The 13,112-nt window shown below is 61.9% G+C and carries 11 protein-coding genes; 5 read left to right on the top strand and 6 right to left on the bottom strand.

All coding sequences use genetic code 11. The features are described 5' to 3' along the window. Positions 1 to 356 precede the first annotated feature (356 nt). A complete protein-coding gene (locus RI103_RS29100) occupies positions 357 to 2,810 on the top strand; it encodes a glycogen/starch/alpha-glucan phosphorylase (RefSeq protein WP_310816033.1) in 2,454 nt (817 codons plus the stop codon). A 97-nt stretch (positions 2,811 to 2,907) separates the two neighbouring features. Here the strand turns inward: RI103_RS29100 and RI103_RS29095 are convergent, their stop codons facing one another. The 6 genes from RI103_RS29095 to RI103_RS29070 all read right to left on the bottom strand — a co-directional run bounded on the left by RI103_RS29095 (position 2,908) and on the right by RI103_RS29070 (position 7,886). After that, positions 2,908 to 3,999 (bottom strand): hypothetical protein, encoded by a 1,092-nt coding sequence (locus RI103_RS29095; RefSeq protein ID WP_310816031.1) that lies wholly within the window; start codon positions 3,997 to 3,999, stop codon positions 2,908 to 2,910. Positions 4,000 to 4,261: 262 nt separating this feature from the next. Then, positions 4,262 to 4,621: a hypothetical protein gene (locus RI103_RS29090; RefSeq protein WP_310816030.1), complete on the bottom strand. Its 360-nt coding sequence runs from the start codon at positions 4,619 to 4,621 to the stop codon at positions 4,262 to 4,264. Positions 4,622 to 4,786: 165 nt separating this feature from the next. Then, positions 4,787 to 5,176 (bottom strand): DUF6232 family protein, encoded by a 390-nt coding sequence (locus RI103_RS29085; protein WP_310816028.1) that lies wholly within the window; start codon positions 5,174 to 5,176, stop codon positions 4,787 to 4,789. A gap of 108 nt (positions 5,177 to 5,284) precedes the next feature. After that, complete coding sequence (locus RI103_RS29080; RefSeq protein WP_310816027.1) at positions 5,285 to 5,833, bottom strand: hypothetical protein; 549 nt, start codon at positions 5,831 to 5,833, stop codon at positions 5,285 to 5,287. A 266-nt stretch (positions 5,834 to 6,099) separates the two neighbouring features. Further along, the gene (locus RI103_RS29075; RefSeq protein ID WP_310816025.1) at positions 6,100 to 6,702 is read right to left on the bottom strand and encodes an ANTAR domain-containing protein; all 603 of its coding nucleotides are present in this window, start codon (positions 6,700 to 6,702) and stop codon (positions 6,100 to 6,102) included. After that, positions 6,699 to 7,886: a transporter substrate-binding domain-containing protein gene (locus tag RI103_RS29070; RefSeq protein WP_310816023.1), complete on the bottom strand. Its 1,188-nt coding sequence runs from the start codon at positions 7,884 to 7,886 to the stop codon at positions 6,699 to 6,701. The genes RI103_RS29075 and RI103_RS29070 overlap by 4 nt, the downstream gene beginning before the upstream one ends. Before the next feature lie 398 nt (positions 7,887 to 8,284). On the opposite strand from RI103_RS29070, the gene RI103_RS29065 reads away from it, so the two are divergent. The 4 genes from RI103_RS29065 to urtD all read left to right on the top strand — a co-directional run bounded on the left by RI103_RS29065 (position 8,285) and on the right by urtD (position 13,111). Further along, the gene (locus RI103_RS29065) at positions 8,285 to 9,532 is read left to right on the top strand and encodes an urea ABC transporter substrate-binding protein (protein ID WP_310816021.1); all 1,248 of its coding nucleotides are present in this window, start codon (positions 8,285 to 8,287) and stop codon (positions 9,530 to 9,532) included. Positions 9,533 to 9,615: 83 nt separating this feature from the next. Next, on the top strand, positions 9,616 to 11,226 hold the full coding sequence (urtB, locus tag RI103_RS29060) for an urea ABC transporter permease subunit UrtB (protein WP_310816020.1): 1,611 nt from the start codon (positions 9,616 to 9,618) through the stop codon (positions 11,224 to 11,226). After that, the gene (gene urtC / locus RI103_RS29055; protein WP_310816018.1) at positions 11,223 to 12,359 is read left to right on the top strand and encodes an urea ABC transporter permease subunit UrtC; all 1,137 of its coding nucleotides are present in this window, start codon (positions 11,223 to 11,225) and stop codon (positions 12,357 to 12,359) included. Before urtB ends, urtC begins: the two co-directional genes overlap by 4 nt. Beyond that, entirely contained in the window at positions 12,356 to 13,111 is a 756-nt protein-coding gene (gene urtD, locus RI103_RS29050) for an urea ABC transporter ATP-binding protein UrtD (protein ID WP_310816017.1), read from the top strand. The genes urtC and urtD overlap by 4 nt, the downstream gene beginning before the upstream one ends. Position 13,112 lies beyond the last annotated feature (1 nt).

Below are 13,112 nucleotides of genomic sequence, written 5' to 3'. Positions count from 1 at the left end.
TGACCACGCATCGAGTCCATCGACTCATTCATCCGCGCGTCACGCGGCGAAAAAATAATGACGCTGCGTTCCATGCACGGCGCATCGGCTGGCTCGCAATCGTTTGCCTGTTTTGCGGAACCGATGCACGCGCGCAGTGCCCCATATACGTGGCTTGCACCTCGCGCGTGCGAAAAAGCGGCGCGCCGGCCGATGTCGGCGGGCATGGCATGTGCGTGACCCGACGCTCGCGCTCGCCGGTGTCCGGTGGCCGTAAAATGATCTACTCTGTTTCTTAACCCGCCTGACCGGCACGCGCCTCCCGTCCGTCATCTGTGCGGTTCGCGCATGTCGCGTCTTTTTCCCCGGAGGCTTCGATGACAGCCGTCGATCTGGAATTCGACCAGCTCAACAGTACCGTCGACGCGCTACGGCGCTCAATTTCCAATCGCATGATGTACGGCGTCGGCAAGGACGCCGTCACCGCGCATCCGCATGACTGGCTGCACGCCGCGGCGCTCGCCGTGCGCGACCGGCTGGTCGCGCGCTGGATGAAGACCACGCGCCTGCAATACGAACAGGACGTGAAACGCGTCTACTACCTGTCGATGGAGTTCCTGATTGGCCGGACCTTTACGAACGCCTTGCTCGCCCTCGGCATCCACGACCAGATGAAGGAAGCGCTGGCGAGTCTCGGCGTCGACATGGATGCGCTGACCGATATCGAGCCGGACGCCGCGCTCGGGAACGGCGGCCTCGGCCGGCTCGCGGCGTGCTTTCTCGATTCGATGGCGACGCTCGGCATTCCGGGTTTCGGTTACGGCATCCGTTATGAATACGGCATGTTCCGTCAGCAGATCGTCAACGGCGAGCAGGTCGAAGCGCCGGACTACTGGTTGCGCGCGGGTAATCCGTGGGAGTTTCCGCGGCCCGAGATCAAGTACGTGGTGCACTTCGGCGGCCGCACGGTGCAGCGTGGCGAACATGTCGAGTGGATCGATACGGAACACGTGAATGCCACGGCATACGACACCGTCATTCCGGGTTACGCAACGGATGCGACCAACACACTGCGCCTGTGGTCGGCGCGCGCGACCGAAGAACTCGATCTCGGCGCATTCAATCGCGGCGACTACCGCAACGCGGTCGACACCAAGAACACGTCGGAGAATGTCTCGCGCCTGCTGTACCCGGACGACTCGACACCGGCCGGCCGCGAGTTGCGTCTGCGTCAGGAATACTTTTTCGTCTCGGCGACCATGCAGGATCTGATTCGCCGCTATCAGCGCACGCACAGCACGTTCGGGCGCTTCTCCGAAAAGGTGGCGGTGCATCTGAACGATACGCACCCCGTGCTGGCAATTCCCGAGCTGATGCGTTTGCTGGTGGACGTCCACCATCTGCAGTGGGACAAGGCGTGGAAGCATGTCACGCAGATCTTCTCGTACACGAATCACACGTTGATGCCCGAAGCGCTCGAAACGTGGGACGTGGAGATGCTCGCGCGCCTGTTGCCGCGGCACCTCGAGATCATCTTCGAGATCAATGCGCAATTTCTCAAGCACGTCAGCGAGCAATCGGGCCATGACGCCGAGATGATTCGCCGCATTTCGCTCGTCGACGAATACGGGCAGCGGCGCGTGCGCATGGCGTATCTGGCGATCGTAGCGAGCCACAAGGTGAACGGCGTGTCGAAGCTGCATTCGCAACTGATGACGCGCGATATCTTCGCCGACTTCGCGCGTATCTATCCGGACCGCTTCACCAATGTCACCAACGGCATCACGCCGCGCCGCTGGCTCGCGCAGGCGAGCCCGTCGTTGTCGTCGCTGATCGATCAGCAGATCGGCAAGCACTGGCGCAGCAATCTGTTCGAGCTGGAGCAACTGCGCAACCTGCGCACGGATAGCGGTTTCATCGACGCCTTCCGTGAAGCGAAGCGGCAGAACAAACTGCGGCTCGTGCACCGTCTCGCGCATCATACGAAACTGCATTTCGATCCGGATGCGCTGTTCGATCTGCAGGTCAAGCGCATTCACGAGTACAAGCGGCAACTGCTCAACGTGCTGCACGTGATCGTGCGCTACAACCAGATTCGCGCGAATCCGGAACTCGACTGGGTGCCGCGCGTGGTGATGTTCGCCGGCAAGGCCGCCTCCGCGTACCGGATGGCGAAGACGATCATCAAGCTGATCGGCGACGTCAGCGAAAAGGTCAATCAGGATCCGCTGGTCGGCGACCGCCTGAAGGTGGTATTCGTGCCGAACTATGGCGTGAGCGTGGCGGAGCTGATCATTCCGGCCGCCGATCTGTCGGAGCAGATTTCCATGGCCGGCACGGAGGCATCGGGCACCGGCAACATGAAGCTCGCGCTCAACGGCGCGTTGACGATCGGCACGATGGACGGCGCGAATATCGAAATCTGCGACGCGGTGGGCCGCGAGAACATCTTCATCTTTGGCCACACCGCCGACGAAGTGGACAACCTGCGCGCCAGCGGCTACCGGCCGCGGCAGATCTACGAAGAGAACGCGGAACTGCGCATGGCGCTCGACCAGATCCGCACCGGCTTCTTCTCACCAGACGATCCGCTACGCTTCTCGGCTATTTTCCACACGCTGGTCGATTGGGGCGATCACTACATGGTGCTCGCCGATTTCGCGGCGTTCGCGAAGGCGCAGGACGAGGTGGACGCGCGCTTTGTCGACAAACGCGCGTGGGCCGAAAGCGCAATCGAGAATGTGGCGGGCATGGGGCAGTTTTCGTCGGATCGAACGATCGGCGAATATGCACGCAACATCTGGCATGTGAATCCGCTGGATATCGAATAGCGGACGGTTGCCTCGTTTCAACTCGCCGTAGATGTGCAAAGGCCGTGCGATTGTGGGTGAATCGCACGGCCTTTTTGATTGGCTGCTACCGCAACGCTTATTGCGCGAACTTCTCGACCTCGCTCGCGGCGCGCAGGCCCAACTGGCCGTGCGGGAAGTCGAACAGCACGTCGATATTCTGCATGCCCATCAGGCCGATCACGATGCGCTCGGCGCCCGGATTCGCCTTGACGATTGCCACTTGCGCACCTTCATAGCGATGCACCCATTTGCCCGTGCCGACCGCCGCGTTGTAGTTGCCTTGATTGAGCACCTTGCCTACGTCGTCGTCGCCGGTCCAGTTCGGCGCCTTGTCCATTTCCACGCGGATCATGTCGGTGCTGGCCGTGGCGAACACGAGCGGCGCGCAAAAGGTCATCTTGTCGCCGACGTTGACGCAACCTCTCGGCCATTGCGCCGTGCCGTCTTGCAGGACGGTCATCGGCACCATTGTGTAGTCCTTGGTGAGCGCGCCCGACGGACTCAGCACCAGGTAAGGTTTCGCAAAGTTCGAGTGCACCAGATAGCGCTGGCCGATATTGCCGGGCAACGCGCTCAGCGGTTGCGTGCAGCACGTGTCGTCCGGTTGCGCCGCGCCGATGCCGAACAGACCCGAGAACGCCCAGCCGAATTCACCGGTGTAGCCGTCCATGCCCACGCAGCGCCGGGCGTTGGGCTGGCAATTCACCAGTTCGACGGCTTGCGCGTCGATTTGCGCCGGCTTCGTCCCCGCGAGGCTCATCGGCAATTTCACCGCCGCGCCGGAGACTTGTGCGCCGTTCTGCAACGGCAGCGAACTCACCGGGCCGGCGTTCGGATAGTTTGTGGCCGGCAGAACCGACTTCAGCACGCGCACGCCTTGCGTGCCCGTGTCCAGTGCGACATACACCGGCTTGCCGTCGAGTTGGACCGGCAGGCCGAGGCGCGCATGACCTGCGTCGACGCGCTCCACTTGCAGCGGAATGAGCAGGCCGTCCTGGCCGCCGTTGATCAGGGAGGCAGTCGGCGCGGGCGGCGTGGGCGTGGGGAAGGTCACGGCGCAGCCGCTGAGCGCGGCGAGCGCCCCGGTCACGACGAACGCGGTCGCGCCGAAACGACGCAGGTTGAGGCGCACATGCCGGCGCGCGGCATCGAGAGACGACAGGAACATGGATCACACGCTTTGCAAAAGGTGGGTCCCCGACGAAGGCGAGACATTGCAAGCGGTGAGGCGGACAACACGAGCGGCAATCTCGCTGGATTGGCCGCGGCGTGAGCGGAAACCGTGACGCTTGCGGGCCTGCGGGAGGGAACACGCGATAACAGGAGCGGCGACTCTACATGGCCGCTCAAGTGCAATTGCAAAGATGTGTGAAGGCGCGGGCGCGGCTGACAACCGGCCCGCGCGAGCGTCGATCTACATCCGATCTAAATCAATAGTCGCGCGGACGCCGGACCACGGTCGATTGCGCGCGGCCGAGCGTGGCGCTATCGAGTTTGATGGCCAGCAGGCCGATTACGTCTTCGAGGGTGCGCGAGGTGACTTCGACGCGAAAGGTGACGCGCTCGCGTTGCTGGTCGATGGTGACGACATAAAGACGCAGGTCGTCGCCGAGTGCGGCGTGCAACGCGCGCCGTCCGTCTGCCGACGATGTGCCGGGCACAGTGACGTCGATAATGACGAGCGGCACGACGATATGCGTGCGGCGGGCCATGCGCGGCGTTTGCGGTGTGCGCTGGGTGCGCGAGGGACGTGTGAGGGAGAGGTCGGACGTTGCGGCGGACGGGGGCATAGAGTTGCGCCGACCCGGCGGGCGGCGCGCGTTGTTGACACCCGTTCACTCTAGCGACGCGCGTCTCAATGAAGCGCAAAAGCTGCGGCGCGTCGAATCAAAATTGTGTTAACGGGCGGCCTGCGCGCGACCTGCGTGCACCGTGCTGGCCGGTCAATCGCGGCATCAAACCTTGGGCGCCGCGGCGGCGGCCTTCGCCTCGTTCACGGCCACGCCGACGCGTTCGACGAAATCGCGATCGGTGCTCATCAGCGCTTCACGCTCGCCATTTGCCGTCTGCACCATCAGACGATGGGTGACGTCCTGGGTCAGCCAGGTGAGCCAGCCGACCACGGCCAGCATCGTGCCGCACACCATGCCCACCGGCGAGCGCAATATTACGCCGACAATAGCGCCGACGGCTCCGAGCAGCGAAATCGTGAGCGGCAAGACCTTGTTTTTCGGCACGGTGACGACCTGCACGCTCACGATATCGCGCAGCGGAAAGACCTGGCCGGCGGACGAGAGAGCGTTGCGCGTGACCGACACGCCACGATCATTGAAAGGGGTTTCCATCGAATCTGAATGCAAGCGGTAGCAAAGGGCGCAGCGTACCAGACTTCAGATGCCTGAAGTTAGGGATCTTTGGGTTGGCAGCAAGCCCCGCCGCGTCGTCGCGCTGCCTTACCAGTTGGTCTTGCTGCTGAGATGCCAGACGTTCGCTGGCGGCGCATTCAGCCACACTGTTCTGATGCGGTGCCAACGCAAGCCTATAGGAGCGGCGAATGGGACGCGCGGTTGATACGTGAACTGCACGAGACGGCGAGCCCGGTCGGCGTAAAGGAGTTCGGCGAAAGCCGCAACCGTCGGTTCGACGACACCGGACGAAAGCGAACGAAACGGGAGTCCGGAGACAATAATCGTCTTCGCTGGCAGGTCTTGTAGGACCTCTACGTTCTTATGAAACGCACCGCCGACCACATGCGCTTGAGGAAACCGCCCTCTCAGTTCGGTGGCCAATTGATCGCCGAGCTCGAATACGATTAGCCGCGCCGATGGGTGCCGGCGCACCAGAGAGTCCGTCACGACTCCGGTGCCGGCGCCCACCTCGACGATTGCCTCGAACGACTCGACACCATCGGCCATGGCGTCGGCGAGACAGCGCGACGAAGGAGCCACTGCGCCCACGGTTGCAGGGGCTCTTAACCACTGTTTGAAGAAACTCAGGCTCATGCGAGGAAACACGACGCCGGACGGTCTACGGATCTATCCGTGTCGCGATGCAATTGCGGAGACAGGCCCGAGGATATCAGTTCGTAGTTAACACGAAACGGACGCGGACATGACAAATTTGCCATGAAGTACCTTCTGGCGTCGGTATTGGGCGACGAGGCAATTGGCGGGTATCGGCAGGCCAAATGAACAGCCGGACCCGATAAGCGGCGGCACAACCGCCGTGGTATGCATCGGGGCGCTTGCGCGACGCCACTGCGCCGTCGTTAGAAACTCAGTGTTTCGTGCGCCTTGACGATGTCGCCGGCCACCGTCTCGATCTGTTCGCGTTTGAGCATGGCCTGTGAGCGCAGCAGCTGATATGCATCTTCTTCAGACATGCCGCGCGAGTCCATGACGATTCGCGTGGCTTGCTGGATCACCCGAACCTTCGCCTGCTTCTGCTCGAGCCGCTCGATGTATCGCTCACGTGTGCGGGATGCCTTGAATTGCGTCAGCGCGACAGCGATGGCGGTCAACAGTCCAAACGAGCGGACCGGCGACGGGATTGTCGCGAACGCATTTAGCCGCAGCACCGCTTCGATGGTGATCGGATTTTCGTAGGTCACGACCGGAATCACCGGCGGCGACGTGCTGGTTCCGAGCCACGGATAATCGACTGACAGAGCCTCAGGGCGCATCGCCATGAGGACGAGGCCGGTGTCGGCAGGCAGGCTATCGAGCCGTGGCCAGCATACCTGCACGTCACAGCCGATGCGCTGAAGCTGCGCGAGCAACTCTTCACCGTCCTGATCCTGCGGATGAATCACAACGACTTTTAGCGAACGCAGGTCGCGCAGGATCGCCGGCGTCTGCGTGGTCCGCTTCATCGAACCTCTCCCGCGCGTGCGAGTTCAGGATGCGCGTGCGCGGTCCACGCTGGCGTGCTGTGAGAGACGACGTAGGGATCCGCCTTCACGCGCTCAGGCGCACGCCCGATGATATCGAAGCGGCCATGCGCGTCGACCCGGCCGATCAACGGATGCAGGTACGTGTGGTTGTTGTGCTCGTCGATACGCACGCGGCCTTGCGGCGCGTCGAATTCGAGGCCGGGCAATACGCGCAGCAACAGCGTCGGGTCGTCCGAGCCGACGCGGCGGATCGCATCCGCGAGCAGATGCATCTGGAAATAGGAGGCTTCCCAGCACATGTTGGTCGGCTGGTCGTCGCCGAAGCGAGCCTGATAGCGGGCGACCGCACCGAGGTTCGCAACTGTATCCACACTCTGGAAGTACGCGGCTGAGGTGATGTGTCCTTGTGCGAGGTCGTTTCCCATTACCGCGATTTCGGCTTCACTGGTCATGTGGCTGGCGATAGGCGTGCGGTACGGATCGAGCCCGACCTGCGCAAACGCACGGTACAGATGCGGAATGCCTTCGCCCACTACCGTGGAGAAAATGAAGTCGGGTGCGAGTTGCTTGATCCGCTTGGCGGCATCGAGATAACTCTCCCACGGCGCATCGAGCGGCAGATAGGTTTCGTCCACCTTTTCTCCGCCGCGTTCGAGGATCAGATCGCTCATCACGCGATTCGACTCGTATGGGCACACGTAGTCCGAACCGATCATGCTCACGCGTGAGCCGAACTGCGTGAGCATGAAACCGGCGAGCGGCAAGGTGTTCTGATTGGGCGCCGCGCCGGTGTAGATCACGTTGCGGCTGTATTCGAAGCCTTCATACGGTGTCGCATAGAAGAGCAGCGCATTGTGCCGTTCGACAATCGGAATGACCGCCTTGCGCGTGCTGGACATATAGCAGCCGACGATGATCCGAACCCGGTGTTCGAGAATCAGTTGTTCCGCGAGGTTGGCATAACGCCGCGGCTGGCATTGCGGATCCAGACAGACGAGTTCGATCTCGCGTCCTGACACGCCGCCTGCGCGATTGATTTCCTCCACTGCAAGCATGGTGGCTTGCAGTTGAGTGAGCTCCGCGGCCGAGGTTACGCCTGAGCGTGAATACAGGACGCCAATTCTGATTGGGTCCGAGGTACGGCTGGCATCAATACGAGTCATTCGTCAAAACCAAAGGTCGCCAGGGAAGTGCGCTGTTTGTGCGTGCAGCACGTGACTGGTGCGCACTCGCACTGCCTTTGTGCGGCTTTCAGGTAGTCAGCCGCGCAAAGTGCTTTATTTATAATGCCTCCCGCGTTGACCGGGGCGCAACTAATCAATTTACAGCCGCTTCACAAAGGCTTTTGCGGCACGCACCCCTGCCGAACGCAAAGCTCTGGCATGACCGTTGCTTATATGGTGACGCTGTCCCGCTGTGCATCACGGCGACCCACAGCATCCATTTCGTTGTTCGAGACAAAGGCGTCTTGAGCAGCACCGGCCAAAAAAGCCCGAAACCAGCTTGTCTGGTTTCGGGCTTTTTGCGTTTGCGATTTCTAATCCATGTCGGAGTGAAGCATATGAAAAGACGTACTTTCCTGTCGGCAGTCGGCTCCGGATTGGTGACCGCTGCGGGCACCGCGCTACCTAAGGCTGCGTTCGCCGCACAAGCCAGCGATCCGATCAAGCTCGGCCTGCTGTTCTCGCAGTCGGGCACGATGGCCAATGGCGAGTCGCTGTTAAAAGATACGGCACTGATGACGATCGATCAGATCAACGCCAAGGGCGGCGTGCTCGGGCGCAAGCTTCAGGGTGTCGTCGTCGATCCGGCGTCGGACTGGCCCATGTATGCGCAGCTCTCGAAGCAACTGATTCTGCGCGACAAATGCGCGGCGCTATTCGGCTGCTGGACGTCGGTGTCGCGCAAGTCGGTGTTGCCGGTGGTCGAGTCGCAAGACAGCCTGCTGTTTTATCCGCTTCACTTCGAAGGCGAAGAGCAGTCGAAGAACGTCGTCTATCTGAACTCGCCGCCGAGCAGCTCGGTGCTCCCCGCAATCGATTACCTGATGAGTGACCAGGGCGGCGGCGCCAAGCGTTTCTATATGATCGGCAGCGACTACGTCTGGCCGCGCACGATCAACAAGATGCTCAAGGGCTATCTCAAGACCAAGAACATTCCGGACTCCGCATGGCGCGAACACTACGTTCCATTCGGGCAATCGAACTTCCAGACCATCGTGCGCGACATCAAGGACTTCGCCGCGCAACCGGGTGGCCAGGCCATCGTCGTGATGACCGTGGTCGGCGATTCGATTCCGGCGATGTTCAAGGAAGCGATCAATCAGGGCGTGCGCGCCACCGATATTCCGATTCTTGGCCTGGACGTGGTCGACAGCGATCTGGAGGGTCTCGATACAAAGCCGCTGGTCGGCCACCTCAGCTGCTGGTGCTATTTCCAGAACGTGGATACGCCGCAGAATCGCCAGTTCAAGAGCGACTGGAAGAACTACGTCAGCGCGCATAGCCTGAAGCATCGGCCGGACATGGTGATCGACCCGATGGTGTCGACCTACCTCGGCATCAATCTGTGGGCGCAGGCTGCCGCGAAGGCGCATTCCACCGACACGGACGCGGTGCGCAAGGCGCTCGCGGGTCAGTCGATGGTCGATCCGGCGGGTTACACGGTGAAGATGGATGCTTCCACGCAGTACTTGTGGCGGGGCGACATGATCGGCTCGATCAACGCGACTCAGGGCTTCGACATTTTGTGGAAGTCGAAAGACATCGAGAAGCCAGTGGCATTCAGCCCGTTCATCGGCAAGGCTTGACAGTCCCTGTCGCACAGTCAGCAGTTGTGGGATCGGCATACGCAAGCATGCCGGTCCCCTGGCAGGATCGAATGGAAACACCCATGATCAATTTCAGGCAGCTCTTTTTCGCGATCGCTTGTCTGGCGCTTGTTTGGGCCACTACCGCGAACGCAGCGCCGAGCCGCGCTGCGATGCTCACGTCGTTCTGCGCGACGGACGGCGATAAGGCCGCCGCGCTGGAGCAAGTCGTCGAAGCCGGCGTGTCGGACGACACGCACGAGCGTGCGTGGGCGCGTCAGATCGTCGATGCGATCCGTAACGGCGCGCTGCAGTGCGGCGCCGACGGTCAGGCGACGCTGCAAGGCAACCCCGCGCTCGACGCCGCGACTCTCCAGCCGCGTGCCAATGGGCCGGCGGATTCGCCCTATGTGCCGAGCATCGTGATGATGCGCAAGCTCGCAGTGGTGTCGGCGGAAATGGACCTGTTCTCGCCACAGCAAGACACCCGCGCGACGGCCGCGCGGCAAGTCGACAAGTTCTTTGCATTACTCGACCCCGCTATCGTCGCCCGTGCGGTCAGGGCGCAGAACGACCCGGATATCGCGACCGTTCTCAGGCTGGCGCTGGCCAAGCGCGGACTGAACAGCAACGTCAAGGCCGACCGCCTGGCGGCGATCAAGGCCGTGGCCGAGGTGCCGAGCGAAACCGCGCGTACCGCGCTGGCGAACTTTGCGGAGCAAAGTTCCGTGCGATCGGATCCCGACGTGCTGGCCGCAGTGCAGGGCGCGATCCGCAACATGGATACGTGGCTGTCGCTCGGCAAGGGCTTGTCGATTCTGTTTAGCGGCTTGAGCTATGCCGGCGTGTTGTTGCTGACGGCGCTCGGTTTGTCGATCGTGTTCGGACTGATGGGCGTGATCAATCTCGCGCATGGCGAATTCATCATGATCGGCGCGTACGCGACGTATCTCGTCGAACGTTTCATGCAGGCGCATCTGCCGGGTTTGTTCGACGCCTACATTTTCGTTGCGATTCCCGTGGCGTTCGTGATCTGCGCAGCGTGCGGCATGTTGCTCGAATTCTTCGTCATCCGGTTTCTGTATCGCCGGCCGCTGGAGACACTGCTCGCCACATGGGCGGTCAGCATTGCGTTGATCAAGCTGATTCAGGTGCTGTTCGGCTCGCAGAACGTCGAGTTCATCACGCCCGGCTTTCTCAACGGCGGCATGCAGGTCGCGCCCGGCTTTTTCGTGACCTACAACCGCGTATTTGCAATCGTGCTCGCCGTGCTGATCTTCGTGGCGACCTTCGCCGTGGTCCGCTTCACGAAGCTCGGGTTGCTGATGCGCGCCACCACGCAGCTGCGCGACATGGCGCGCTGCCTTGGCGTCCCCGCCGAGCGCGTCGATCGTATCGCGTTCGGCCTGGGCGCCGGCCTCGCGGGACTGGCCGGCGTGGTGCTGACGCAGATTGCCAGCGTCAATCCGTCGATGGGCACGGGCTTCGTCGTCGATTCGTTCATGGTGGTGGTGCTCGGCGGTGCGGGCAGTCTCGCGGGGACGGTCGTGTCGTCGCTTGCGCTCGGCGAAATCAACCAGTTCATCGAACCGTTCTACGGAGCAGTTGCCGCCAAGGTGGCTGTGCTTCTGCTCATCGTGCTGATTATCCAGAAGCGCCCGCAAGGACTCTTCGCATTGAAGACCCGCGTATGAATACATTTCCTGAACCGCGTAACAGCGGGAGAGTCACCTTGTCGGCGTTCGCAACGAAATGGATGGGCCAGTCCGTGGAGGCCGGTATCGTGCCGGTGCTGGTCCTGCTGGCGCTCTATCTGCCCTTTGCCTATTTTGTGATTCCGGAGTCGAATGCGTTGCATCTGTCGCTGTTCGGCATCAATCTGATCGGACAGATCATGTGTTTCGCGCTGCTCGCGCTGGCGCTCGATCTGGTCTGGGGTTATGCGGGCATCCTGAGCCTCGGGCACGGCGTCTTCTTCGGCATAGGCGGCTATATGATGGCCATCTATCTGCTGAACGGCGCCTATGCCGAAACGCACGTCTTGCCGGACTTCATGCAATACATGGGCGCGAGCGACTTTCCCGCGCTATGGAAGATGCTTTCGCGGCTCGATGTGACGATCGTCGGCACGATCGTCGTCACCGTGCTGGTCGCGGGCGCGTTCGGCTTCGTCACATTCCGCTCGCGCATCAACGGCGTGTATCTGTCGATCATCACTCAGGCGCTCACATATGCGTTGATGCTGCTGTTGTTCATCAACGACGTGGGCCTCGGTGGCAACAATGGCATGACCGGTTTTACGAGCATCGCCGGCCGCAAGCTTGCCGATACGTCCACGCAGATAGGCCTTGCCGTGTGTTCGTGCCTGCTCCTGGTGGTCGCCTATGTCGGCGTGCGGTTTCTCGCGCGCTCCAGTTTTGGCCGGGCGCTGATCGCGGTGCGCGACGACGAAGCGCGGATGCGTTTTCTCGGCTACCGCACGCATACGCTGAAGCTCTTCGCGTGGTGTCTCTCGGCGGTACTCGCGGCGTTTGCCGGAATGCTGTACGTGCCGCAGGTCGGCATCGTCAACCCGACCATCGTTTCGCCGCAACTGTCCGTCGAGATTGCCGTGTGGGTGGCCATCGGTGGGCGCGGCACGCTGATCGGCGCGATCGTCGGCGCTATCGTGATCAACGGACTCAAGTTCTGGCTGACGGCGCAACTGCCGGCGTTGTGGCCGTTCATTCTTGCCGGCGTCACGCTTGTGATCGTCGTCTATTTCAGCAACGGCGTGTGGGGTACGCTCAAGGCCGCCGCCAGCGAAACCAGGAGGGGCGGCCAATGAACAAGCCACAACCGGCCACCGCCATCTACATCAGCGGCCTGTCCGTCACGTTTTCCGGCTTCGCGGCGATCACGAATCTGTCGATGGAGCTTCGATACGGCGAGATTCGCGCCATCATCGGTCCGAACGGTGCGGGCAAGACGACCTTGATGGACGTCATCACGGGGAAGACCCGGCCGGCAGGCGGAGAGGTCTTTCTGAACAAGGTGACGAACCTCGCGACGCTCGACGAAACGTCCATCGCGCGGCTGGGCATCGGCCGCAAGTTCCAGAAGCCGAGCGTGTTCGAAGCACTGCGGGTTCGCGAAAACCTCGAACTGGCGATTCGCAACGGTCGCGGATATGCGGAGATGGTTCGCTCGCGCCTCGGCGCACAGCAGAACCGGCGCATCGACGAAGTGCTCGAGACGATCGGCCTCGGGAATGAAGGGCCCCGGATAGCCGGCACGCTGTCGCACGGCCAGAAGCAGTGGCTCGAAATCGGCATGCTGCTTGTCGCCGATCCGCAAGTGATCCTGCTCGACGAACCGGTTGCCGGCATGACCGACCACGAAACGGCACGCACCGCCGAACTGATCGCGCGGCTCAAGTCGCCCGAGCGGGCGGTGGTGGTGATCGAGCACGACATGGATTTTGTCGGCAGGATCGCGGACCTCGTCAGCGTGCTGCATGAAGGGCAGTTGCTGGGCGAGGGATCGATGGAGAGCGTGCGCAATGATCCACGCGTGATTCAGGTTTATCTCGGACGGTGAG

It is taken from the genome of Paraburkholderia sp. FT54 (assembly GCF_031585635.1).
Lineage (GTDB): Bacteria > Pseudomonadota > Gammaproteobacteria > Burkholderiales > Burkholderiaceae > Paraburkholderia.
The sequence above is the reverse complement of the archived record's forward strand: the minus strand, read 5'-3'. Positions and strand labels throughout refer to the sequence as shown.